A 24,750-nucleotide genomic window follows, 5' to 3' on the forward strand; every position below is an offset into this window, starting at 1 on the left:
GAGATCGTCATGAGTCTTGTATTGCAGCGAATCGCCGATACCCGTGAAGCGTTGGTTACTGCCCTCGTCGAACGCAATTGGGAAGCTATTGGCGAGCTGGATCTGGCTTGCCGTTCCTGCATGGAAGACGTCATGGCGGAGGCTGCGCTTGATGAAGTCGCGTTGCGCGACAACCTTGAGGAGTTGCTCCACGTCTACAAGGACCTTCTTGAGGTGGCCATGGGTGAGCGGCAAGCGATAGCCAACGAGATGTCGCAGATCACCCAAGCGCAAAAGGCGGCAAAGGTTTACCATCTGTTTGGTTAATTGCCCCCCAGTTAATCCAGGCATGTGCGCCATAAATTTGACTGTGCACGGTTTTTTGACTTAACTAGTGGCTGTTTTCAGATTTCAGGCGTCTACAGGCACATGGTGTCCTGCAAGCGTCTCGCTTGCCCCTAATTTCGGGCATTGAGTTGACTAGGGAAGTTGCTATTGCATGTGGCGTGAAACCAAAATTCTGCTGATCGATGACGATAGCGTCCGCCGCCGCGACCTGGCGGTGATTTTAAATTTTCTTGGCGAAGAAAATTTACCCTGCGGCAGCCATGACTGGCAGCAGGCAGTCGGCTCTTTGTCGTCTAGTCGTGAGGTCATTTGCGTACTGATCGGGACCGTTAATGCTCCTGGCGCGCTTTTGGGCTTGTTAAAGACACTCTCAACCTGGGATGAGTTCCTTCCGGTTTTGTTGATGGGCGATAATTCTTCCGTCGACCTGCCCGAAGACCAGCGTCGCCGCGTGCTTTCGACCCTCGAAATGCCGCCCAGCTACAGCAAATTGCTCGACTCCCTGCACCGTGCCCAGGTCTATCGCGAGATGTATGACCAGGCTCGCGAGCGCGGCCGTCATCGCGAGCCCAATCTGTTCCGCAGCCTGGTCGGCACCAGCCGGGCGATCCAGCACGTGCGCCAGATGATGCAGCAAGTCGCCGACACCGACGCCAGTGTGCTGATCCTCGGCGAGTCCGGGACCGGCAAGGAAGTGGTCGCGCGCAACCTGCATTACCATTCCAAGCGTCGCGATGCGCCATTCGTGCCGGTCAACTGCGGGGCGATCCCGGCGGAGCTGCTCGAAAGCGAATTGTTCGGTCACGAGAAGGGCGCCTTCACCGGCGCGATCACCAGCCGTGCCGGCCGCTTCGAACTGGCCAACGGCGGTACGCTGTTCCTTGACGAAATCGGCGACATGCCGCTGCCGATGCAGGTCAAACTGCTGCGCGTCCTGCAGGAACGCACCTTCGAGCGCGTGGGCAGCAACAAGACCCAGAGCGTTGACGTGCGCATCATCGCGGCGACGCACAAGAACCTCGAAAGCATGATCGAGATCGGCACCTTCCGCGAAGACCTCTACTATCGCCTGAACGTGTTCCCGATCGAGATGGCGCCGCTGCGTGAGCGCGTCGAAGATATTCCGCTGCTGATGAACGAACTGATCTCGCGCATGGAGCACGAGAAGCGTGGTTCGATCCGCTTCAACTCGGCGGCGATCATGTCGCTGTGCCGTCACGGCTGGCCAGGCAACGTCCGCGAGCTGGCCAACCTGGTGGAGCGCATGGCGATCATGCATCCGTACGGGGTGATCGGCGTGGTCGAACTGCCGAAGAAATTCCGCTACGTCGACGACGAAGACGAGCAAATGGTCGACAGCCTGCGCAGCGATCTCGAAGAGCGCGTGGCGATCAACGGCCATACGCCTGACTTCACCGCCAACGCCATGCTGCCGCCGGAAGGTCTAGACCTGAAGGACTACCTCGGTGGTCTGGAACAGGGCCTGATTCAACAGGCGCTGGACGATGCCAATGGCATTGTGGCGCGTGCCGCTGAGCGCCTGCGTATCCGTCGTACCACCCTGGTCGAGAAGATGCGCAAGTACGGCATGAGCCGCCGCGATGGAGATGAACAGGCGGAGGATTGACGCCTGTTTTTCAACTGCTTCATTTATAAGCAGTTTTTTTTAGGCACGGGTATTGCTACAGCCCTCGCAACGTTCCGTTTAACTGACGGTCAGCCAAGCGAGAAAGCACAATGCCCCAAGCCCAGATGTCTTCTGCCTCCAGTCCCGAGGGGCAGCCGTCCTCCGTAGAGCAGGCAAGCCGACAGGGCCTTGAGCAGGCATTCGAGCTGTTCAGCCAGATGTCCAGCCAGTTGACGGACTCCTACAGCATGCTTGAAGCGCGGGTAACCGAGCTCAAGGGTGAGTTGGCGGTGGTCAGCGCCCAGCGCATGCAGGAGCTGGCGGAAAAAGAACGCTTGGCCAACCGTCTGCAAAACCTCCTTGATCTGTTGCCCGGTGGCGTAATCGTCATCGACGGTCACGGCAGGGTGCGCGAAGCCAACCCGGCCGCCATCGAACTGCTCGGCCTGCCGCTTGAGGGTGAGTTGTGGCGCCATGTGATTTCGCGCTGCTTCGCCCCGCGTGAAGACGACGGTCATGAAATTTCCCTGAAAAATGGTCGACGCCTGTCGATTGCCACCCGCTCGCTGGACGCCGAGCCGGGGCAATTGGTGCTGCTCAACGACCTGACAGAAACCCGCCATCTGCAAGATCAACTGGCGCGCCACGAGCGTTTGTCCTCGCTGGGGCGCATGGTCGCCTCGCTCGCGCATCAGATCCGCACGCCGCTGTCCGCCGCTTTGCTCTATGCCAGTCATTTGACTGAGCAGGAGTTGCCGGTCGCCACTCAGCAGCGCTTCGCCGGGCGCCTGAAAGAGCGTCTGCACGAGCTGGAGCACCAGGTGCGCGACATGCTGGTGTTCGCTCGCGGTGAGTTACCGCTGACCGATCGCCTCACCCCCAATGCCTTGATGCAGGCGCTGCAGGCGGCGGCGCTGACCCATGTGCAGGATCTGCCAATCCGCTGGCAGTGCGACAGCCATACCGGCGAACTGCTGTGTAATCGCGACACACTGGTCGGGGCGCTGTTGAATTTGATCGAAAATGCGATTCAGGCCAGTGCCAGCGACATTCGTCTTAAAGTCCATTGCTACACCCGCGACAACACGCTGCGCCTGAGCATAAGCGACAGTGGCAGCGGCATCGAGCCCGCGGTTCTGGCGCGGCTCGGCGAACCCTTTTTTACCACCAAAGTCACCGGCACCGGCCTGGGCCTGACCGTGGTCAAGGCTGTGGCCCGGGCACATCAGGGAGAATTGCACCTGCGTTCGCGAGTTGGGCGTGGCACGTGCGCGCAGGTGATCCTGCCGCTGTTTTCCGCTGTACAGGGAGCTGAGTGAAAGACATGGGCATCAAGGTTTTGCTGGTCGAGGATGACCGCTCGTTGCGCGAGGCGCTGGCCGATACGTTGTTGCTGGCCGGCCACGATTACCACGCGGTCGGTTGCGCTGAAGACGCGCTGACGGCAGTGTCGCGCGAGGCGTTCAGTCTGGTGGTCAGTGACGTCAACATGCCCGGCATGGATGGTCATCAATTGCTTGCCCTGTTGCGTGCTCGTCAGCCGCAATTACCCGTGTTGCTGATGACGGCTCACGGCGCGGTCGAACGTGCAGTCGATGCGATGCGTCAGGGTGCGGCGGATTATCTGGTCAAACCGTTCGAGCCCAAGGCTTTGCTCGATCTGGTGGCGCGGCATGCACTGGGCAATATTGGCGTGAGCGAAAGTGAAGGCCCTATCGCTGTCGAACCGGCCAGTGCGCAACTTCTCGAATTGGCCGCACGAGTGGCACGCAGCGATTCCACGGTGCTGATCTCCGGCGAATCCGGTACGGGTAAAGAAGTGCTGGCGCGCTACATTCACCAGCAATCCCACCGTGCCAGTCAGCCGTTCATTGCGATCAACTGCGCAGCGATCCCGGACAACATGCTCGAGGCGACGCTGTTCGGTCACGAGAAAGGCTCGTTCACCGGCGCCATCGCCGCGCAGGCCGGCAAGTTCGAGCAGGCTGACGGCGGCACGTTGCTGCTCGACGAAATTTCCGAAATGCCCCTTGGCCTGCAAGCCAAACTGCTGCGCGTGTTGCAGGAGCGCGAAGTCGAGCGCGTCGGTGCGCGTAAGCCGATCGCCCTGGATATTCGCGTGGTTGCCACCACTAACCGCGACTTGGCGGGCGAAGTGGCGGCGGGGCGTTTCCGTGAAGACCTCTATTACCGTTTGTCGGTTTTCCCACTGGCCTGGCGTCCACTTCGCGAGCGCACTGCCGATATCCTGCCGCTGGCCGAAAGGTTGCTGGCCAAACACGTCAATAAAATGAAGCACGCCGCAGCGAAACTCTCGCCTGACGCGCAAGCTTGCCTGATTGCGTATCCGTGGCCGGGTAATGTGCGTGAACTGGATAACGCCATTCAACGTGCGCTGATCTTGCAGCAGGGCGGTTTGATTCAGCCGCAGGATTTCTGTCTGGCAGGTCCCGTGACGTACACCGCAGTGCCTGTCGCCGCGCCGCTGACTGCGGTGATTCGCGAAGTGGAAATCGAAGCGGATTCGGCCGGAGCCCTGGGCGATGACCTGCGCCGCCGGGAGTTTCAGATGATCATCGACACCCTGCGCTCCGAGCGTGGACGCCGCAAGGAAGCGGCGGAAAAGCTCGGCATCAGCCCGCGCACCCTGCGCTACAAACTGGCACAAATGCGCGATGCCGGGATGGACGTCGAAGGTTATCTGTTCGCCACCTGAGCCGTGCTGCAAAACGTTGAAAACGCTTTTCTGAAAGGGCTGCCCATGAGCTGGCACCCTTGTTGCTAATACCTGTGTACCCGCCGAGTGAGTGTCAAAAAATTGCGGGCCGCCCAAGAGAGTAGACCATGAGCCAAGGTATTGAATTTAATCGGTTGATGACAGACATGAAGGCCATGAAGCTGGATGCCATGTCTGCGCCGAAATCGACGACCGCTGTCCCTGAGCTGGGAGGCAGCAGCTTTTCCGACATGCTCGGTCAGGCGATCAACAAGGTCAGCGATACCCAGACCGCGTCGACTCAGTTGGCCAATGCCTTTGAAGTGGGCAAGAGCGGCGTCGATCTGACGGACGTGATGATCGCTTCGCAAAAAGCCAGCGTGTCGTTCCAGGCTCTGACCCAGGTTCGCAACAAACTGGTTCAGGCTTATCAAGACATCATGCAGATGCCGGTTTAAGGACGAGATTGAGTCATGGCAGAAGCAGTCGCCGATAACGTTCCGGCCAAGGCCACCCCGATAGACGGCAAACCGCCGCTGTTCGGTCTGTCCTTCCTGGAAAACCTCTCCGAGATGACCATGCTGCGTCAGGTGGGCCTGTTGGTCGGCCTGGCTGCGAGCGTGGCGATTGGCTTTGCCGTGGTGCTGTGGTCGCAGCAGCCGGATTACCGTCCGTTGTACGGCAGCCTTGCCGGCATGGACGCCAAGCAGGTCATGGATACTCTGGCCGCCGCTGACATTCCTTACAACGTCGAGCCCAATTCCGGCGCCTTGCTGGTCAAGGCCGATGACTTGTCCCGTGCGCGGATGAAACTCGCTGCTGCTGGTGTCACTCCCAGCGACGGCAATATCGGTTTCGAAATCCTCGACAAGGAACAGGGTCTGGGCACCAGCCAGTTCATGGAAGCGACGCGTTATCGTCGCGGCCTCGAGGGTGAACTGGCGCGGACCATTTCCAGCCTGAACAACGTCAAGGGTGCCCGCGTGCATCTGGCGATTCCGAAGAGTTCGGTGTTCGTCCGTGATGAGCGCAAGCCAAGTGCTTCGGTTCTGGTTGAACTGTACAGCGGTCGTTCGCTGGAGCCGGGTCAGGTGATTGCGATCATCAACCTGGTGGCGACCTCCGTTCCCGAGCTGAGCAAATCGCAGATCACCGTCGTCGACCAGAAGGGCACCTTGCTCTCTGATCAGGCGGAAAACTCCGAAATGACCATGGCCGGCAAGCAGTTCGATTACAGCCGCCGCATGGAAAGCATGCTCACCCAGCGTGTACACAACATTTTGCAGCCGGTATTGGGTAATGATCGTTACAAGGCTGAAGTCTCGGCCGACATCGATTTCAATGCCGTCGAGTCGACTGCCGAGCAGTTCAACCCGGATCAGCCGGCGTTGCGCAGCGAGCAGTCGGTCAACGAGCAACGCACCGCCAGCAATGGCCCGCAAGGCGTGCCGGGTGCCCTGAGCAACCAGCCACCGTCGCCAGCCTCGGCGCCGCAAACTACCGGCGGCACCGCCGCGCCGGCCGCCATGGTCCAGCCTGGTCAGCCATTGGTTGACGCCAATGGTCAGCAGATCATGGACCCGGCCACCGGTCAGCCAATGCTCGCGCCGTACCCGGCAGACAAGCGTCAACAATCGACCAAGAACTTCGAACTTGACCGTTCCATCAGCCACACCAAACAGCAGCAGGGTCGCCTGAATCGTCTGTCGGTGTCGGTGGTGGTCGACGATCAGGTCAAGGTCAACGCGGCCAACGGCGAAACCAGCCGTGCGCCGTGGAGCGCCGACGAATTGGCGCGCTTCACCCGTCTGGTCCAGGACGCCGTCGGTTTCGACGCCAGCCGTGGCGACAGTGTCAGCGTGATCAACATGCCGTTCTCCGCCGAGCGCGGCGAAGTGATTGCCGATATTCCGTTCTACTCCCAGCCATGGTTCTGGGACATCGTCAAACAAGTGCTGGGTGTGTTGTTCATCCTGGTGCTGGTGTTTGGTGTGCTGCGTCCGGTGCTTAACAACATCACTGGCGGCGGCAAAGGCAAGGAGCTGGCCGGTCTTGGCAGCGACGTGGAACTCGGTGGCATGGGCGGCCTGGACGGCGAACTTTCCAACGACCGCGTGAGCCTCGGTGGTCCGCAGAGCATTCTGTTGCCGAGCCCAAGTGAGGGTTATGACGCGCAACTGAATGCAATCAAGAGTCTGGTGGCCGAGGATCCGGGTCGCGTGGCTCAGGTCGTGAAAGAGTGGATTAACGCAGATGAGTGATAACCGAGCCGCAACCGTCAAACTGAACAAGGTCGACAAAGCCGCGATTCTGCTGCTGTCCCTGGGTTCGACCGATGCCGCACAAGTGCTGCGCCACATGGGCCCGAAAGAGGTTCAGCGCGTCGGCGTGGCCATGGCGCAGATGGGCAACGTCCATCGCGAGCAGGTCGAGCAGGTCATGAGCGAGTTCGTCGACATCGTCGGCGACCAGACCAGCCTCGGCGTCGGATCCGACGACTACGTGCGCAAAATGCTCACCCAGGCCCTGGGTGAAGACAAGGCCAACGGCCTGATCGACCGCATCCTGCTCGGTGGCAACACCAGTGGCCTCGACAGCCTGAAATGGATGGAGCCGCGCGCCGTTGCCGACGTGATCCGCTACGAACACCCGCAGATCCAGGCGATCGTGGTCGCGTACCTCGACCCGGATCAGGCCGGTGAAGTACTCGGCAACTTCGACCACAAAGTGCGTCTGGACATCATCCTGCGCGTCTCGTCGTTGAACACCGTACAGCCGGCGGCCCTGAAAGAGCTGAACCAGATTCTCGAGAAGCAGTTCTCCGGCAACTCGAATGCCTCGCGCACCACCCTGGGTGGCATCAAGCGTGCGGCGGACATCATGAACTTCCTCGACAGCTCGATCGAAGGCCAGCTCATGGACTCGATCCGCGAAGTCGACGAAGACCTGTCCGGTCAGATCGAAGACCTCATGTTCGTGTTCAACAACCTCGCCGATGTCGACGATCGTGGCATCCAGGCGTTGCTGCGCGAAGTGTCTTCCGACGTGCTGGTGCTGGCCCTCAAGGGTTCGGACGAAGGCGTCAAAGAGAAGATCTTCAAGAACATGTCCAAACGTGCCGCCGAACTGTTGCGTGACGACCTCGAGGCCAAAGGCCCGGTGCGCGTCAGCGACGTCGAAACCGCACAGAAAGAAATCCTCACCATTGCCCGTCGTATGGCCGAAGCCGGCGAAATCGTACTCGGTGGCAAGGGTGGCGAGGAAATGATCTAAGCCCATGGACAAGCACGACGACGATGTGACGGATCTGATCCGTGCCCGCGATGTCCGTGGTTTCGAATCCTGGGCCATGCCCAGCTTCGACCCGCCGAAGCCGGAACCCGAGCCTGAGCCGGAGCCCGAACCGCCGGAAATGGAAGAAGTGCCGCTGGAAGAAGTCCAGCCACTGACCCTGGAAGAACTCGAAAGCATCCGTCAGGAGGCTTACAACGAAGGCTTTGGCATCGGCGAGAAAGAAGGTTTTCACAGTGCGACCCTCAAGGTGCGTCAGGAAGCGGAGGTTGCGCTGGCGGCAAAACTTGCCAGCCTTGAGCAGTTGATGGCGAACCTGTTCGAACCGATCGCCGAGCAAGACACGCAAATCGAGAAATCGCTGGTCGACCTCGTGCAACACATCACCAAACAGGTGATCAAGCGCGAACTGGCCATCGATTCCAGCCAGATCGAACACGTCATGCGCGACGCCCTCAAGCTGTTGCCGCTGGGCGTCGAGAATGTGCGCCTGTACGTCAATCCGCAGGACTTCGAACAGGCCAAGGCTTTGCGCGAACGTCATGAGGAAACCTGGCGCATCGTCGAAGATGAATCGCTATTGCCGGGCGGTTGCCGGGTTGAAACCGAGCACAGCCGCATCGATGCCAGCATCGAAACCCGCGTGATCCAGGTCATGGCGAAGTTGTTCGATCAATTGCACGAGCAGGCTTTGCATCCGGCTGAAGCGGATCTGAGTCTGGACATTCCAGAAGACGTAAAACCGGCGGCCACACCTGAAGAGCCGCTCGCGGACGACCCCGATGCGCCTTGAACGCACCAGTTTCGCCAAGCGCCTGAGTACTTACGCTGAGGCCACCGAGATTGCCGGTGCGCCGATTCTTGAAGGTCGCCTGCTGCGCATGGTCGGCCTCACCCTCGAAGCCGAAGGCCTGCGCGCCGCCATGGGTACGCGCTGTCTGGTGATCAATGACGACAGCTATCACCCCTCCCAGGTGGAAGCGGAAGTCATGGGTTTCTCCGGCAGCAAAGTCTTTCTGATGCCGGTCGGCAGTGTCGCCGGCATCGCCCCGGGCGCCCGCGTAGTGCCGCTGGCTGATACCGGGCGCTTGCCGATGGGCATGAGCATGCTCGGTCGCGTCCTCGACGGTGCCGGGCGCGCACTGGACGGCAAAGGCGGCATGAAAGCCGAAGACTGGGTGCCGATGGACGGCCCGACAATCAATCCGCTCAACCGTGACCCGATCAGCGTGCCGCTGGACGTTGGCATCCGTTGCATCAACGGTTTGTTGACGGTCGGTCGTGGCCAGCGTCTGGGGCTGTTTGCCGGTACCGGTGTCGGTAAATCCGTATTGCTGGGCATGATGACCCGCTTCACCGAGGCTGACATTATCGTCGTCGGCCTGATCGGTGAGCGGGGGCGAGAAGTTAAGGAGTTCATCGAGCACAGCCTCGGTGAAGAAGGCCTCCAGCGCTCTGTGGTGGTTGCCTCGCCAGCAGACGATGCGCCGTTGATGCGCCTGCGCGCAGCGATGTACTGCACGCGCATCGCCGAATATTTCCGCGACAAGGGCAAGAACGTCCTGTTGCTGATGGATTCGCTGACCCGTTTCGCCCAGGCCCAGCGGGAAATCGCCCTGGCCATCGGCGAGCCGCCGGCGACCAAGGGGTATCCGCCGTCGGTGTTCGCCAAGTTGCCGAAACTCGTCGAGCGTGCCGGTAATGCGGAGAAGGGCGGTGGTTCGATTACCGCGTTCTACACCGTGTTGTCCGAAGGCGATGACCAGCAGGATCCGATTGCCGACTCGGCCCGAGGCGTACTCGACGGCCACATCGTGCTGTCCCGGCGTCTGGCCGAGGAAGGTCACTATCCGGCCATCGACATCGAAGCGTCGATCAGCCGGGTCATGCCGGCGGTGGTCTCGCCGGAGCACATGCAACGCGCGCAATATTTCAAGCAGTTGTGGTCGCGCTATCAGCAGAGCCGCGATCTGATCAGTGTTGGCGCCTACGTTGCCGGCGGCGATCGCGAGACCGATCTGGCGATCTCCCTGCAACCGCAGTTGGTTCGCTACCAGCGTCAGGGGCTGAACGACAAAATCAACATGGGTGAAAGCCAGGCTTACCTCGCAACCCTGTTTGCCCCAGCGGCGGGCGGCTAACCGCTCATGGCCACTGTCAGTCGAGCCGCGCGTCTGGCGCCGGTGGTGGACATGGCCGAGCAGGCCGAGAAAGCCGCCGTGCAACGCCTGGGCTATTTTCAGGGGCAGGTGAAAGTTGCGGAAAGCAAACTGGCCGACCTCAATGCCTTCCGTCTGGATTATTCCGAGCAATGGATCGTGCGCGGCAGTACCGGCGTGAGTGGGCAATGGCTGCTGGGTTTTCAGGGCTTTCTGGCGCAACTCGACACCGCCGTCGACCAGCAGCGCCAGAGTCTGGTCTGGCATCAGAACAAACTCGACAAGGCGCGTGAAGAATGGCAACAGGCGTTCGCCAAGGTCGAGGGGCTGCGTAAACTGGTGCAGCGTTATCGCGAAGAGGCGCAACGCCTTGAAGACAAACGTGAGCAGAAGCTGCTTGATGAACTGTCCCAGCGTTTGCCACGACAAAACCCGTTCTAAAACAAGATCAAGAGATCGCAGCCTTCGGCAGCTCCTACAAGGGATCGGTGTAGGAGCTGCCGAAGGCTGCGATCTCTTGATCTGGCTTCTAACCTTGCTGCAACCCTGTGCAGGTGCTAAACCTTGTACAGGTTCGTCAATGACAAGGAAGCCAGTTAATGTCAGTCGTTACAGAAGTCTCTCCGGATGGGAAAAAACTGACGATTTCGATCGAGGGGCGATTCGATTTTGGTCGGCATCAGGAGTTTCGCGAGTCCTATGAGCGACTCAATGCGAAGCCTGAGTCCATAGTGGTGGATCTGAAGAAGGCCACCTACCTCGACAGCTCCGCACTGGGCATGCTCCTCCTGTTGCGGGATCACGCCGGCGGTGACGAGTCGGACGTGCGTGTGGTCAACAGCAGCTCCGACGTGCGCAAGATCCTCGCCATCTCCAATTTCGACAAACTCTTCGACATCACTTGACGGCCATGCAGGCGCAAGAGCCGCTGACCCTCCTGATCGCTGAAGACAGCGCCGCCGATCGCCTGTTGCTGTCGACCATCGTCCGCCGCCAAGGCCATGAAGTCCTGACGGCGGCCAACGGTGCCGAAGCGGTCGACTTGTTTCGTCGCCAGCAACCCGATCTGGTACTGATGGACGCGATGATGCCGGTCATGGACGGCTTCGAAGCGGCGCGGCAGATCAAGGCGCTGGCGGGCGAGACGCTGGTGCCGATCATCTTCCTCACGTCGCTGACCGAAAGCGAAGCGCTGGCCCGTTGTCTGGAGGCCGGGGGTGACGACTTTCTGGCGAAGCCCTATAACCAAGTGATCCTCGCCGCCAAAATCAAGGCGATGGATCGCTTGCGGCGTTTGCAGGCAACCGTGCTGCAACAGCGCGACCTGATCGCCAAACACCACGATTACCTGCTCAACGAACAGCGCGTGGCCAAAGCGGTGTTCGACAAGGTTGCGCACTCCGGTTGCCTCAGCGCGCCGAACATTCGCTACCTGCAATCGCCCTATGCCTTGTTCAACGGCGACTTGCTGCTGGCGGCGTACACGCCGGCGGGCGACATGCATGTGCTGTTGGGCGATTTTACCGGTCATGGCCTGCCGGCAGCGGTCGGGGCGATGCCTTTGGCCGAGGTGTTCTACGGCATGACCGCCAAGGGCTATGGCCTGGCCGAAACCCTGCGCGAGATGAATGCCAAGCTCAAACGCATTCTGCCGGTCGACATGTTCTGTTGCGCCACGCTGTTGTGTCTGAGCTTTCAGCGGCGTTCGGTCGAAGTGTGGAATGGCGGCATGCCTGACGGTTATCTGCATCGGATTGCTACTGGCGAGCGTGTACCACTGGCCGCACGGCACTTGCCGCTGGGGGTGCTGAGTGCGCAGGCGTTCGATGACCGTACGGAAGTGCATCCGATGGCCGTTGGCGATCGGGTGTTTCTGTTGTCCGACGGGGTGATCGACACCAGTGACGCCAGTGATCAACTGTTCGGTGTCGAGCGTTTGCAGCAGGTGTTCGCCGCCAACCGCGAGCCGGATCGCTTGTTCGAGGATATCGAGCAGGCACTGCGGGATTTTCGCGGCGAGGCGCGCGACGATGTCAGCATGGTCGAGGTCAGCCTGCTGGAGCCGGCGCAGGTCAAGCCATCGGCACCGGTGTATTCCGACAGCGGCCAGTCGTGCCCGCTCGACTGGTCGGTGAGTTTCGAATTCCGTGGCGCCACGCTCAAGCGCTTCAATCCCTTGCCGTATCTGTTGCAGTTGCTGCTTGAGGTGCATGGGCTGCGGGCGCAAAGTGGTGCTTTGTACAGCGTGCTGGCCGAGTTGTATTCCAATGCGCTGGAGCATGGCGTGCTCGGTCTGGATTCCAGTCTCAAGCGCGATGCGGCGGGGTTCGCTCGTTACTACCAGCAGCGCAATGATCGGCTGGAGTCACTGCAGGACGGTTTCGTGCGCGTGCATTTGCAGGTGCAGCCACACGGCGAGGGCGGCCGACTGATCATTCGTGTTGAAGACAGCGGCAAGGGCTTTGATGTGGCGCGGGTCATGGAGCGGCCGCTGGACGGTGTCCGTTTGTCGGGGCGCGGCGTCAGTCTGGTCCGGCAATTGGGGCGTAATGCCAGTTGGTCGGACGAAGGTCGAAGTGCTCGCGTGGAGTTTTCCTGGGAGGTTGAGGCATAATTCGCGCAATTCTTGATCAAGGAGTGAACAAGTGACTGACACACATATTGATCGCGAGGCGCTGAGCGTACTGCGCGAAGTCATGGAGGAGGGTTATCCGGAGCTTCTGGATACCTTTCTGGCGGATTCCGAAAGTCGCTTGGGCGAGTTGCAAAAGACCTCTGATGCCAAGGTGTTGTCGGAAGTTGCCCATAGTTTCAAGGGCAGCGCCAGCAACATGGGAGCTGTCCGCTTGGCGGCGCTCTGCCAGAAACTCGAATCGGACGCCAGAGACAAGAGCCCGGCGGAAATAGTCAAACTGGTCGCTGAGATCAGTGGCGAATTTGCTGAAGTTCGCCCGGTTTACGAAAGCGAAAAACATCCCGCTCACACGCACTGATCCCGCCGTCCGGCGTTTTTCTCAAGCGCCGGGCAAATCTGGCCCGGCACTTGCAGTTATCTCTGCAACTGTACCTACGATCCCAGTGCAGCGGAGACCGTTTCATGCCTGCGACCCCCAACATCCTTCTTCAGAACGCCGCTCAGGCCAAGGCGCAAACCGCCTCTGCGAAAACGTCGGCCATGGCCGTAGATACCGGGGATAAGGCCTCAAGCTTCGCTAAAGTGTTCGCCGATCAGGGATCGAGCAAGCCTGTCGCCACCGCTGACAATTCGCCCAAGTCGTCGCGTGACAAGGTCGCTGACAACAGCGGCAAAAAGGACATTGGCGAAGATCAGTCTGCCGCTGCGCAGCCGGCGGTTGCCGATAGCGGCAACGACTTGCCTGCCGATAAAACCGCGGCGACCGATGACAGTACCGCCAGCAGCGACGACAACACTGACACCTCCCAGACTCCAGTCGTAGACGCGACGCCGGTTGATCCGACACTCGATCCGGCATTGGCAACCGCTGTGCAGCCGGTGGTTGCGGCGCCGGTTGTGCAGACTCCGGCGGTCGTCGCGACTGCCCAGCCTGAAACCGAAACCCCAGCCGTTGCCGCGCTACCAGGTACGGTCAAAGATCCGGCACCGGCCACCGACAGCGATTTCGACCCTTCGGCCGATCCCCTCGATTCGATGCCGGCCGTGCGCATGGCGATGGAGCAGGGCGGGCACATTTCCGCTGCCAGCCAGGCGCAGCCGAAAGCGTCGCCAGCTCAGGCTCAGGCCGACGGCGAATTGACTGCGGCGCAGAACTTTGCCGCTGGCATGGCCAGCATGCTCGACGTACAAGCCGATAAGGACAGCACCAGCCAGGGCGGCGAAAAAGCCTTCAGCGGGTTGATCGACGATGGCCTCAAAGATCTCAAGACTGCGACCAGCGATACCCGTGTGGATGACTTCGCCAACCGTCTGGCGGCACTGACGCAGGCGGCTACGCCGAAGACCGCGAATGCGGTGCTGGTGAATCAGCCGATTGCCATGCACCAGAGCGGCTGGACCGAGGAAGTGGTCAACCGCGTCATGTATCTGTCGAGCGCCAATCTGAAGGCGGCGGACATTCAGTTGCAGCCAGCGGAGCTGGGACGTCTGGACATCCGCGTGAACATGGTCCCGGATCAACAGACCCAGGTCACGTTCATGAGCGCGCATCCAAGTGTGCGTGAAGCGCTGGACGGGCAGATGCATCGCCTGCGTGAAATGTTCAACCAGCAGGGCATGGGCCAGGTTGACGTCAATGTCTCCGATCAGAGCCGTGGCTGGCAGGGCCAGCAAGGTCAGGAGCAGGCGCAACAGGGCCAGAGTGGCCACACCCGCGCTGCCGGTGGTCGCCTCGATTCGGCGGATGAAGAACTGGCGCCTGCCGCCATTGCTGATGCCGCTGCGCAAACCACCAGCGTGATCGGCAGCAGCGCGGTCGACTATTACGCCTGATCAAATCAAAAGCCCCTCACCCTAGCCCTCTCCCAGAGGGAGAGGGGACTGATTGGGGGATGCTGGCGAAGTACGCCGACCTGATAGTTCTGCCGTGAATCCATAATCGATCCGGTCTCTCAGGTCGGTGTATGAAGCAAGACACCTCGGTCGGCCTCTGAAAACCCTCACCCTAGCCCTCTCCCAGTGGGAGAGGGGACTGATTGGGGGATGCTGGCGAAGTACGCCGACCTGATACTTCTGCCGTGAATCCATAATCGATCCGGTCTTTCAGCTCGGTATATGAAGCAAGGCACCTCGGTCGGCCTCTGAAAACCCTCCCTAGCCCTCTCCCAGAGGGAGAGGGGACTGATTGGGGGATGCTGGGGAAGTACGCCGATCTGATACTTTTGCTGTGAATCCATAGTCGACTCGGTACTTCAGGTCGACGTATCACGGCAAAATAACTCGGTCGGCCCCCTCTCCCTCCGGGAGAGGGCTGGGGTGAGGGTGCCTTTGACTTTAGCGTTGTCTCCACGACCTCCGACACTTCTGGCATAACACTTGCTCTTGCCTTGCCGTGCGACTGTGAAAACCCGAATAGTGACGGATTATTGGCATGGCGAAGAGCGAAACAGCAGCAGTGAAAGACCCCGCAACCAAAGGCAAACTCAAGCTGATCATTGTGATCGTGCTGGCGTTGCTGCTGGCCATTGGTGCATCCGTGGGGGCGACCTGGTTCTTCATGCACAGTGCCCAGAGCAAGCCTGCCGAGGCCGCCGATGCAGCGCCTGTCGGCAAGCAACCGGCGATTTTCGAGCCGATGGCGCCGGCCTTCGTTGCCAACTACAACCAGAACGGCCGTCAGCGCTACATGCAGGTGAGCATCACCATGCTGGCGCGTAATCAGGCTGATCTGGAAGCGCTCAAAGTGCACATGCCGGTTATCCGCAACAACCTGGTGATGCTCTTCTCCGGTCAGGATTTCGCCACCTTGGCGACCCCGGTCGGCCAGGAGATGTTGCGCCAGAAGGCCACCGCCAGCGTCCAGGAAGTGGCGCAGAAAGAGCTGGGCAAAGTGGTGATCGAACAGTTGCTTTTCACTAATTTCGTACTGCAGTAGGAACACGACATGGCCGTGCAGGATCTGCTGTCCCAGGATGAAATCGACGCGCTGTTGCATGGCGTCGACGATGGTCTGGTACAGACCGATAACGCTGCCGAACCCGGCAGTGTCAAAAGCTACGACCTGACCAGCCAGGATCGCATCGTCCGTGGACGCATGCCGACTCTGGAAATGATCAACGAGCGTTTTGCCCGCTACACCCGCATCAGCATGTTCAACATGCTGCGCCGTTCGGCGGACGTTGCCGTCGGTGGCGTACAGGTGATGAAGTTCGGCGAATACGTGCACTCGCTGTACGTACCGACCAGCCTCAACCTGGTCAAGATCAAACCGTTGCGCGGCACCGCGCTGTTCATCCTTGACGCCAAACTGGTGTTCAAACTGGTGGACAACTTCTTCGGTGGCGACGGCCGTCACGCCAAGATCGAAGGGCGTGAATTCACCCCGACCGAACTGCGCGTGGTGCGCATGGTGCTGGAGCAGGCTTTCGTCGATTTGAAAGAAGCCTGGCAGGCGATCATGGAAGTCAATTTCGAGTACATCAACTCGGAAGTGAACCCGGCCATGGCCAACATCGTCGGCCCGAGCGAAGCGATCGTGGTCTCCACCTTCCACATCGAACTCGATGGCGGTGGCGGCGATCTGCACGTGACCATGCCGTACTCGATGATCGAACCGGTGCGCGAAATGCTCGATGCCGGTTTCCAGTCCGACCTCGACGATCAGGACGAGCGCTGGGTCAACGCCCTGCGCCAGGACGTGCTCGACGTCGACGTGCCGATCGGTGCCACCGTCGCGCGGCGCCAGTTGAAGCTGCGTGACATCCTGCACATGCAGCCGGGGGATGTGATCCCGGTCGAGATGCCGGACGAAATGATCATGCGCGCCAACGGCGTGCCGGCCTTCAAGGTCAAGATGGGCTCACACAAAGGCAACCTCGCGTTGCAAGTGATCGAGCCGATCGAGCGCCGCTGAAACGGCGCCACACCCCCTTTTGCATTAACTGAATTGTTGCCCGCCGAGGACACATGATGAACGACGATATGAACGCCCAGGACGACCAGGCACTGGCTGACGAATGGGCTGCGGCCCTGGAAGAAACCGGTGACGGTCAAGCTGACATCGACGCCCTGCTGGCCGCCGACGCAGCCAGCGGCTCGCGTCTGCCGATGGAAGAGTTCGGCAGCGTGCCGAAGAACAACGATCCGGTGACCCTCGACGGCCCGAACCTGGACGTCATCCTCGACATCCCGGTATCGATCTCGATGGAAGTCGGCAGCACCGACATCAACATCCGCAACCTGCTGCAACTCAACCAGGGTTCGGTGATCGAGCTCGATCGTCTGGCCGGTGAGCCGCTGGACGTGCTGGTCAACGGCACGCTGATCGCGCACGGCGAAGTGGTAGTGGTCAACGAGAAGTTCGGCATCCGTCTGACTGACGTGATCAGCCCAAGCGAACGCATCAAGAAGCTGCGCTGAGTGAAACGGTTTCTCTGGGCTTTGCTGGCATTGCCATTGAGCGTGCTGGCCGCCGAACCGTCGACGACCACCACAGTGCCTGCCGCCACCGCGCCGATGGTCAACAGCGGAGTGGCCGGGCAACTGACGCAACTGGTGTTCGGCCTGTTGCTGGTGCTGGGGTTGATCTTCTTCCTCGCCTGGCTGTTGCGCCGGGTGCAGCAGGCGGGTCCGGCCGGCAAGGGGCAAGTGATCGAGCTGATCGGTTCGCGCGCGCTCGGGCCGCGTGACCGTTTGTTGCTGGTGCAGGTCGGCAACGAGCAAATTCTGCTCGGCTTGAGCCCCGGCACCATCACCGCGCTGCACGTGCTCAAGGAGCCGGTGCCAGTGCCGAGCACCAGTGAAAAAGCCACTCCGGATTTTGCCCAGCAGTTGCTGAAGATACTCGGCAAGGATCAGAAGGATACGAAGTAATGGGTGCGTTACGCATCGTCTTGACGCTGGCCTTGTTGCTGGCCGCGCCGCTGGCGTTCGCCGCCGATCCGTTGTCGATCCCGGCGATCACGCTGGGCACCAACGCCGATGGCGCGCAGGAGTATTCGGTCAGTCTGCAGATCCTGCTGATCATGACCGCGCTGAGCTTCATTCCGGCGGCCGTGATTCTGATGACCAGTTTCACCCGGATCATCATCGTCTTCTCGATCCTGCGTCAGGCCCTCGGCCTGCAGCAGACGCCGTCGAACCAGATCCTCACCGGCATGGCGCTGTTCCTCACCCTGTTCATCATGGCCCCGGTGTTCGATCGGGTTAACAACGATGCGCTGCAACCGTATCTGGCGGAAAAACTCACCGCCCAGCAAGCGGTAGAAAAAGCCCAGGTGCCGATCAAGGACTTCATGCTCGCCCAGACCCGCACCAGCGATCTGGAGCTGTTCATGCGCCTGTCCAAGCGCACCGACATCGCCACCCCGGATCAGGCGCCGCTGACCATTCTGGTGCCGGCGTTCGTCACCTCCGAGCTTAAAACCGCGTTCCAGATCGGCTTCATGATCTTCATTCCGTTCCTGATCATCGACCTCGTCGTGGCCAGTGTGCTGATGGCGATGGGTATGATGATGCTCTCGCCGCTGATCATTTCGCTGCCGTTCAAGATCATGCTGTTCGTGCTGGTGGATGGCTGGGCGCTGATCATCGGCACCTTGGCCAGCAGTTTTGGAGGTGTCTCGCCATGACGCCGGAAGTTGCGGTCGATATCTTTCGTGAAGCCCTTTGGCTGACCACATTGATGGTCGCGATTCTGGTTGTGCCCAGCCTGTTGGTCGGCTTGCTGGTGGCGATGTTCCAGGCTGCGACCCAGATCAACGAACAGACGTTGAGCTTCCTGCCGCGTCTGCTGGTGATGCTGGTGACGTTGATCGTCGCCGGTCCGTGGATCGTGCAGACGTTCATGGAATACATCATTCAGTTGTACAAAAACATCCCGATGGTCATCGGCTAAGCCATGCAATCGCTGCTTCAGCTGACCGACACCCAGATCAGTACCTGGGTGGCGTCGTTCATGTTGCCGCTGTTTCGCGTGGCGTCGATGCTGATGGTGATGCCGGTGTTCGGCACCACCCTGGTGTCACGCCGGATCCGCCTGTATTTCGCGGTGGCGATCACCGTGTGCATTGCGCCGAGCCTGCCGCCGATGCCGGCGGTCAGCCCGCTGGACCTCAGCGGTTTGCTGCTGATAGCCGAGCAGATTCTCGTTGGCGCGGTGCTCGGGTTTTCCCTGCAACTGTTTTTCCAGGCCTTCGCCGTGGCCGGGCAGATTGTCGCGATCCAGATGGGCATGGGTTTCGCCTCGATGGTCGACCCGGCCAACGGTGTCTCGGTGGCAGTGATCGGGCAATTCTTCACCATGCTGGTGACGCTGCTGTTCCTGTCGATGAACGGCCACCTGGTGGTCTTCGAAGTGCTCACCGAAAGCTTCACCACGCTACCGGTCGGCAGCGGTCTGATGACCGCGCATTACTGGGAGCTGGCCGGCAAACTCGGCTGGGTCCTTGGTGCGGCGTTGCTGCTGGTATTGCCGGCAGTTACGGCGCTGCTGGTGGTCAACATCGCATTTGGCGTAATGACTCGCGCCGCACCGCAACTGAACATTTTTTCCATCGGTTTTCCGCTGACCTTGGTCCTCGGTCTGTTTATCGTCTGGGTTGGTCTGGCGGACATTCTCAATCAGTATCAGCCGCTGGCCACTGAAGCCTTGCAGCTGCTACGCGAACTGGCACGGGCGCGCTGAGTCATGGCAGAGAGCGAAAGCGGTCAGGACAAAACAGAAGACCCCACGGACAAACGCAAAAAAGACTCCCGTGAGAAGGGCGAGATTGCTCGTTCCAAAGAACTCAACACCCTCGCCGTGATGATGGCCGGCGCCGGCGCGCTGCTGGTGTTCGGCGGCATGCTCGCCGAAGACTTGATGGAGCTGATGCGCCTGAACTTCACGCTGTCGCGTGAGGTGATCATGGATCAGGGTTCCATGGGCGCATTTCTGTTGAAGTCGGGTCAGATGGCGTTGTTGGCCATCCAGCCGTTCATGATCACCCTGTTGCTCGCGGCGCTGATCGGGCCGATTTCCCTCGGTGGCTGGCTGTTTGCGGCCGGTTCCATGGCGCCCAAGTTCAGCCGGATGAACCCGGCGGCAGGCTTGAAGCGAATGTTTTCGTTCAAGGCTGTAGTCGAACTGCTCAAGGCGCTGGCCAAGTTTCTGGTCACCTTGGGGGTGGCGTTGGTGGTGCTGATGTCGGATGTCGATGACTTGATGCGCATCGCCCACGAGCCGCTGGAGATGGCGATTATTCACAGCGTCACTCTGGTCGGCTGGAGTACCTTGTGGCTGGCCTGCGGCCTGATCATCATCGCCGCTGTCGATGTGCCGGTGCAGCTCTGGGAAGCGCACAAGAAACTGCTGATGACCAAGCAGGAAGTGCGCGACGAGCACAAGGATCAGGAGGGTCGTCCGGAGGTCAAACAGCGCATCCGCCAGACCCAGCGCGAAATGTCCCAGCGGCGGATGATGGCGGCAATTCCTGACGCCGACGTGGTTATCACCAACCCGACCCACTACGCCGTCGCGCTCAAGTACGACTCGGAAAAGGGCGGGGCGCCGATCCTGCTGGCCAAGGGCAGCGACTTCCTCGCGCTGAAAATCCGCGAAATCGCCGTCGCCAACAACGTCATGCTCCTCGAATCGCCGGGGCTGGCGCGTTCGATCTACTACTCCACCGAACTGGAGCAGGAAATTCCCGGCGGGTTGTATCTGGCGGTGGCTCAGGTCTTGGCCTACGTCTACCAGATTCGCCAGTACCGCGCCGGCAAGGGCAAACGCCCGGATCCGCTCAAGGACGACTTGCCGATTCCGCCGGATCTGCGTCGCGATTCCTGACGGTTACCGTCTGTCTGGAAAGCCTCTGAACCTGTCAAGTCTGACAGTAGACGGCTGCGCCCGCCGGCGCTCTCATTGCCATGGGAATTCTCCCGGCATTTCCCTGCATTGGTCGCTCTGTTCATCTGATACGAGTACCAGGGAGCGGCGCCTGCATCGGGTTTCAGAGGAAGCAATCATGGCAGACCAGCCCCACATAAAGTTGCAAGGTATGGAGGTCGAATTCGTCTCGGGAGTGTTGGAGCAGCGTACAGCCGATCGCGCAATCGGTTACACCGTGACTTTCAAGTTGATGCTGGACTTCACCCATTTCAAACAGATGGCCAACGCCTACAGCGCCAATTATCTGGAAGTGTCGAACAACGCGATTCGGCCGGAACTGGAGGGGTTGGCGTACCACAATCACTACAGTGTGATTGGTGCTTCTGCAGGAAAAATCGTCAACAGTGCGATGCTTTTCGAGCTCTTCACCGATCCGGATTTGTACCTGGATGTCTGGATCAACAGTGAAATGGAGAGGCGATTTGGCAAGCCGCAATTCGTCATAGAGGGGAATGCGCTTTTGTTGACGGCGCGGCAGGACTTTCGTTGGGAAAATCCGGAGCGCGAAATCAAGATCGAAGACCTCCCCATCATTTGGTTTGGTTGGGCACTCACCCTCATAGAGCAGCGGACAAAAGTGTCTTGGGGGCTGCCGGAGCGTACGACGCCGATATCGGTGGTGACGTTTATGTACCCGCAGGACGAGGTCGTCGTTATTGAGGGTACGGAGCTGCTCAAGGGCGCGCGCTATATCAACGGCAAGAAGCTCAGTTTCGGCCCGATTACACCTGAGCAGGTTTTAACGGCGTAGTGATCTGCAACCCGCCGCCCCGATTGAAACGGGGCGGCGGGTTTTTTCTGCCTCAAGGTTTTGTGTTGCGCCTTAGCCAGTATTCGCGCTCCCACTTTGGAAGCCGTTCAACGGTGGGAGCGAGCCTGCTCGCGTAGGCGTCAGAATTGACGCTGGATCAATCAGCAGGTGACCCCAATGCCTGCGTCAACCCGGCAACTCCAGATTATCCATCACCCGGTTCACCGCCAGTTCCCCGAGCATGATCAATTGCGCGATCCCCAACAGCGTCCTGCGCTGCGACGCCGGTATGAGATGGGCAAAGTCATGGGCGATGGTTCTGGCTGAGGCGAGGGTTTCGCTGGCATCGGCCAGCAGCTCCTCGTTTTTGAAGTCGGCGGTAACGGCGTACATCCGGCGGGTTCTGCGCGGTGGTGGGGTGGAGCCGGGTGGGCAGAGGTAGTGATCGAGCGCGCGTTCGGCGGCGTCGTTGAGCTTTTTTGAATCGAGGGATTCGTAGGGGGAGGCGAGATCGATTTCGGGTGGGTTGGGTGTTGGTTTGATCATGGTGAAGCTCCTGAGGTTATGGAGCCACTCTTTCCCTGTCGCTAAACAAGTGAAGGTGGCAGCTGTACGCAGGTTAGCGAACCGGTCACAGGCACCCCGGTAGACCCAAAGGTCTCCCGCATACAGCCGCCATAACGTAATTGCAGGCGAAGAGTCCTACAACGAAGCCACGAACGCTGATGCACTGAGATGGTCCGGGTCGCTAAACCCGATCGCTGATTTGTCAGCGACCGGACCACAATAGAACCCGACCCCAAAGCGCACAAGCCGGCGGATTCTGGCGTAGCTGTAGGCAATGGCGCAAGAATTTGTAGCCTGGAAGGCGTGTCTGAAGGTGTCTTTTAAACGCCTGAGTTTAAAAGGCGATTTGCGCTGACCTCACTCGCCCCTTCGCGAGCAAGCTCGCTCCCACATTTGGAATGCGTTTCCCTGTGGGAGCGAGCCTGCTCGCGAAAGGGCCATCCCGGTCAGCAGAAAAATTCCGGTCAAGCCTCACTGTTTAAATCACTGGTTAAATAAATCTGCTCCAGACATCGCCAAAAGACACGATTAAACAGGGATCATGGCTACCGCACTGTCGCGAGACAAATCTGAGCCAGCATGAGCAGTCACTAGAAGGGCCTGAGTTGAAAGAGAACCGAGGCTATAAAATTGTGTAGCCGATCCAGTGTAATGAGTTCCTAGTTCGCCATCATTTGAGCACAAGCGTTGCAGTGTGTTCATTACATATTCTCCGCCGTTGATACCACCAACAGAGGCAATCCAAGCATTTCCTTGTGCGGACGTTACGGTGCCACGGCGGATTGTGATGCGATGAACATTGGTCACGTTCACTTCGTAGGTTCCTGAATTCAATCTCGCGTCAGTTACAGTGATGATTGATTTGCCTTTGTTTACGCTGGTTACTTTTCCAGAGGAATCGACTGATGCGATCGATGGATTGGATGACGCGTAACTAACCGGTTCTGCTGCTACTGTCGGACGGCGAGTTTGCGTGGTACCTGGTTCTACAACGCCCGATTTTTTCCACCTGGGTGAACTGGACGGATCCAGAATCAAACATAAACCATTGAGATTCATGGGCGACCGATCCAGCGTGAATGCTTGCACGGTGACCTTCCACGCGGTCGAGACAGCTCCAGAACCGTATACTGCTTTAGCGGTGAAAGTGTGCGAGGTAAGGCTCAGGCCTGTAATCAGCTTTTCCCAATTACCCGATGTAGCGGTGACTTCACCTATGGAAGTCGTGCCGTCGAATATTTCGACTTTCTGACCGATGCTGGCGCTGCCTTTGAGTGTCAGAGACGTACTGAGAGTGTTTGTATTCTTTGGCACTACCACCCCTTTGTCGTCCAATACATTGTCCAGTGTTGGAGCGGTGGCTTCCGTTACGGTCAGTGTGCGCACATTTGACCATTGCAGGGACGGAGTATACAGCGATCCTGCGTATAACCTCCGGGCACCCACTGCAACAGTAATAGGCAACTCCCATATGCCTGTTGCTGTCGAGGCGGTGGCCACCCCCTTGGAGGTGTGGCTCGGGCCGTCTCCTTCAAAAATTTCGACCTTCTGACCGTAGCTCGCTGTGCCTTTGAGTTTCAACTGGGTGCTGACGGTGAATTGACGATCGGGCACCTCGATGCCTTTGTCATCCAGCACATTGTCCAGCGTCGGCACTACCAGCGCGACCACAACAACATCGCGGGCATCGGACAGTATGCCGTCCTTGCGTCGGGCGCTCAGTTTGTAGGTATTACCTGCCACCAGTCCGGTCAGTCGAAATGTCCATTCCCCCAGTGGATCTACCTGAACTTCAGTATTCGGCATCAGTGCGCCGTTATTGGCCAGATCGATTTTTGTGTCTGGAGTGGCCGTACCCGACAGGATAATGGTCGTTTCTACGGTCTGGCCGCCGGCGGGAATGTCTTCATTGCTGGACGAGCCTTTGACCGAGTCAATGATCGGCACCACTTCCTCGATGGCTTTGATCGTGTAAGTGCGTAACGGAAACAGTACTGCCCTACCGTCATTGGCCACTTTGTCGAAGTTCAATTTGAACGTTATGGTTAACAAGCTCCCGTCTTTCAGATTGCGCAGCCAGGCAACCTCCGCACGATAAAACAGTCCGTCGTCACCTTTGTGCGCAGCTCCCGCCCAGAATACTTTGGCAATGGCGTTTCCATCGTTGTCAATACCATCGTAACGCAGCCAGATATTTTGATGGAGCAATTGCAAAGGCCACTTTTCAATTTGCACCTGCGCGTCATTCGGCAGGTTGCCAGTGTTCAGCTCTGTGCCAGTTTGTCCCGCAATAGCTGGCCTTGGCAGATTGGGATCCTGCGCAATGAAGTTTTGGACGGTTACTTGTGACTCATGTGAACCCAGCAATTTTTCATCAAGGAAAACGTGATAGGAGACTTTCACCGTTTTTCCCAGATTGAACGCCACCAGTGAGTTGTCTAGGGGGATCTCCAGGTCTTCCTGTGCGGTCACATCGGTTGGGCCAACTGTTTGGCTGCCTTCGCCAGGTGTGCCGATAAAGTCGACGCTTATTTTTTTACCAGCCATATTCGTGAACGTTGGTATCACCGCCGTCAGTGTTTCCTTGGCAGCGATCGGTTGAAGAATGTCATTGGGTGCTTCTTTAATTCTCGGCGGCTTTAGATCCAGCGCCACCCCGACACTGAACTTCAACGTATCCGAATAACTCGTCCCGCCCGCCGCGCGTTTGATCTCGTATTTGACCTCGACCGTTCCGCCTTCATTGT

25 protein-coding genes are annotated in these 24,750 nt (G+C 59.3%); 23 read left to right on the forward strand and 2 right to left on the reverse strand.

What is annotated here, in order from left to right; translation table 11 throughout:
- Positions 1-9: 9 nt before the first annotated feature.
- The 23 genes from ACM6IN_RS12280 (at position 10) to ACM6IN_RS12390 (ending at position 21,436) form a co-directional block, all read left to right on the forward strand.
- Positions 10-306 carry a flagellar protein FliT gene (locus tag ACM6IN_RS12280; RefSeq protein WP_414916126.1) on the forward strand — a complete coding sequence of 99 codons (297 nt, stop codon included), beginning with the start codon at positions 10-12 and terminating at the stop codon, positions 304-306.
- A 172-nt stretch (positions 307-478) separates the two neighbouring features.
- Positions 479-1,954: a sigma-54 dependent transcriptional regulator gene (locus ACM6IN_RS12285; protein WP_007920053.1), complete on the forward strand. Its 1,476-nt coding sequence runs from the start codon at positions 479-481 to the stop codon at positions 1,952-1,954.
- 110 nt (positions 1,955-2,064) lie between these two features.
- The gene (locus ACM6IN_RS12290) at positions 2,065-3,273 is read left to right on the forward strand and encodes a sensor histidine kinase (RefSeq protein WP_007920048.1); all 1,209 of its coding nucleotides are present in this window, start codon (positions 2,065-2,067) and stop codon (positions 3,271-3,273) included.
- 5 nt (positions 3,274-3,278) lie between these two features.
- On the forward strand, positions 3,279-4,670 hold the full coding sequence (locus tag ACM6IN_RS12295; protein ID WP_007920046.1) for a sigma-54-dependent transcriptional regulator: 1,392 nt from the start codon (positions 3,279-3,281) through the stop codon (positions 4,668-4,670).
- Positions 4,671-4,798: 128 nt separating this feature from the next.
- Positions 4,799-5,128, forward strand: a complete 330-nt coding sequence (fliE, locus tag ACM6IN_RS12300) for a flagellar hook-basal body complex protein FliE (RefSeq protein WP_007920044.1) — start codon at positions 4,799-4,801, stop codon at positions 5,126-5,128.
- A gap of 15 nt (positions 5,129-5,143) precedes the next feature.
- Positions 5,144-6,931, forward strand: a complete 1,788-nt coding sequence (gene fliF, locus ACM6IN_RS12305; RefSeq protein ID WP_016984304.1) for a flagellar basal-body MS-ring/collar protein FliF — start codon at positions 5,144-5,146, stop codon at positions 6,929-6,931.
- Entirely contained in the window at positions 6,924-7,943 is a 1,020-nt protein-coding gene (gene fliG, locus ACM6IN_RS12310; RefSeq protein WP_007920042.1) for a flagellar motor switch protein FliG, read from the forward strand. The genes fliF and fliG overlap by 8 nt, the downstream gene beginning before the upstream one ends.
- 4 nt (positions 7,944-7,947) lie before the next feature.
- Complete coding sequence (gene fliH / locus ACM6IN_RS12315; protein ID WP_007920041.1) at positions 7,948-8,754, forward strand: flagellar assembly protein FliH; 807 nt, start codon at positions 7,948-7,950, stop codon at positions 8,752-8,754.
- A complete protein-coding gene (gene fliI / locus ACM6IN_RS12320) occupies positions 8,744-10,102 on the forward strand; it encodes a flagellar protein export ATPase FliI (RefSeq protein ID WP_007920040.1) in 1,359 nt (452 codons plus the stop codon). Before fliH ends, fliI begins: the two co-directional genes overlap by 11 nt.
- A 6-nt stretch (positions 10,103-10,108) precedes the next feature.
- Complete coding sequence (gene fliJ, locus ACM6IN_RS12325) at positions 10,109-10,561, forward strand: flagellar export protein FliJ (RefSeq protein WP_007920039.1); 453 nt, start codon at positions 10,109-10,111, stop codon at positions 10,559-10,561.
- Positions 10,562-10,719: 158 nt separating this feature from the next.
- A complete protein-coding gene (locus tag ACM6IN_RS12330; RefSeq protein ID WP_095114148.1) occupies positions 10,720-11,025 on the forward strand; it encodes an STAS domain-containing protein in 306 nt (101 codons plus the stop codon).
- 5 nt (positions 11,026-11,030) lie between these two features.
- Positions 11,031-12,734, forward strand: coding sequence for a fused response regulator/phosphatase (locus ACM6IN_RS12335; protein ID WP_007920036.1), 1,704 nt, complete (start codon positions 11,031-11,033; stop codon positions 12,732-12,734).
- Positions 12,735-12,765: 31 nt separating this feature from the next.
- Complete coding sequence (locus ACM6IN_RS12340; protein ID WP_414916127.1) at positions 12,766-13,113, forward strand: Hpt domain-containing protein; 348 nt, start codon at positions 12,766-12,768, stop codon at positions 13,111-13,113.
- A 104-nt stretch (positions 13,114-13,217) separates the two neighbouring features.
- On the forward strand, positions 13,218-14,588 hold the full coding sequence (locus ACM6IN_RS12345) for a flagellar hook-length control protein FliK (protein ID WP_414916128.1): 1,371 nt from the start codon (positions 13,218-13,220) through the stop codon (positions 14,586-14,588).
- 598 nt (positions 14,589-15,186) lie between these two features.
- Positions 15,187-15,690 (forward strand): flagellar basal body-associated protein FliL, encoded by a 504-nt coding sequence (gene fliL, locus ACM6IN_RS12350; protein WP_007920033.1) that lies wholly within the window; start codon positions 15,187-15,189, stop codon positions 15,688-15,690.
- Positions 15,691-15,699: 9 nt separating this feature from the next.
- Entirely contained in the window at positions 15,700-16,668 is a 969-nt protein-coding gene (fliM, locus tag ACM6IN_RS12355) for a flagellar motor switch protein FliM (protein ID WP_007920032.1), read from the forward strand.
- 56 nt (positions 16,669-16,724) lie between these two features.
- Positions 16,725-17,174 (forward strand): flagellar motor switch protein FliN, encoded by a 450-nt coding sequence (gene fliN, locus ACM6IN_RS12360; RefSeq protein ID WP_007920031.1) that lies wholly within the window; start codon positions 16,725-16,727, stop codon positions 17,172-17,174.
- Positions 17,175-17,627: a flagellar biosynthetic protein FliO gene (fliO, locus tag ACM6IN_RS12365; protein ID WP_007920029.1), complete on the forward strand. Its 453-nt coding sequence runs from the start codon at positions 17,175-17,177 to the stop codon at positions 17,625-17,627.
- The gene (gene fliP, locus ACM6IN_RS12370) at positions 17,627-18,385 is read left to right on the forward strand and encodes a flagellar type III secretion system pore protein FliP (protein WP_007920027.1); all 759 of its coding nucleotides are present in this window, start codon (positions 17,627-17,629) and stop codon (positions 18,383-18,385) included. Before fliO ends, fliP begins: the two co-directional genes overlap by 1 nt.
- Positions 18,382-18,651, forward strand: coding sequence for a flagellar biosynthesis protein FliQ (gene fliQ, locus ACM6IN_RS12375; protein WP_007920026.1), 270 nt, complete (start codon positions 18,382-18,384; stop codon positions 18,649-18,651). Before fliP ends, fliQ begins: the two co-directional genes overlap by 4 nt.
- 3 nt (positions 18,652-18,654) lie before the next feature.
- A complete protein-coding gene (fliR, locus tag ACM6IN_RS12380) occupies positions 18,655-19,440 on the forward strand; it encodes a flagellar biosynthetic protein FliR (RefSeq protein ID WP_007920024.1) in 786 nt (261 codons plus the stop codon).
- Between the two features lie 3 nt (positions 19,441-19,443).
- Positions 19,444-20,583: a flagellar biosynthesis protein FlhB gene (gene flhB / locus ACM6IN_RS12385; RefSeq protein WP_095114144.1), complete on the forward strand. Its 1,140-nt coding sequence runs from the start codon at positions 19,444-19,446 to the stop codon at positions 20,581-20,583.
- Between the two features lie 178 nt (positions 20,584-20,761).
- On the forward strand, positions 20,762-21,436 hold the full coding sequence (locus ACM6IN_RS12390) for a hypothetical protein (RefSeq protein WP_414916129.1): 675 nt from the start codon (positions 20,762-20,764) through the stop codon (positions 21,434-21,436).
- Between the two features lie 186 nt (positions 21,437-21,622).
- Here ACM6IN_RS12390 and ACM6IN_RS12395 read toward each other — a convergent pair whose 3' ends face one another.
- Together ACM6IN_RS12395 and ACM6IN_RS12400 are read right to left on the reverse strand one after the other, a co-directional pair.
- Positions 21,623-21,982, reverse strand: a complete 360-nt coding sequence (locus tag ACM6IN_RS12395) for a DUF6124 family protein (RefSeq protein WP_331695150.1) — start codon at positions 21,980-21,982, stop codon at positions 21,623-21,625.
- 549 nt (positions 21,983-22,531) lie between these two features.
- A partial coding sequence (locus tag ACM6IN_RS12400) for an Ig-like domain-containing protein (RefSeq protein ID WP_414916130.1) occupies positions 22,532-24,750 on the reverse strand: 2,219 nt, incomplete at its 5' end.

The sequence above is a fragment of the Pseudomonas sp. IT-P395 genome, assembly GCF_949767675.1.
Classification (GTDB): Bacteria; Pseudomonadota; Gammaproteobacteria; order Pseudomonadales; family Pseudomonadaceae; genus Aquipseudomonas.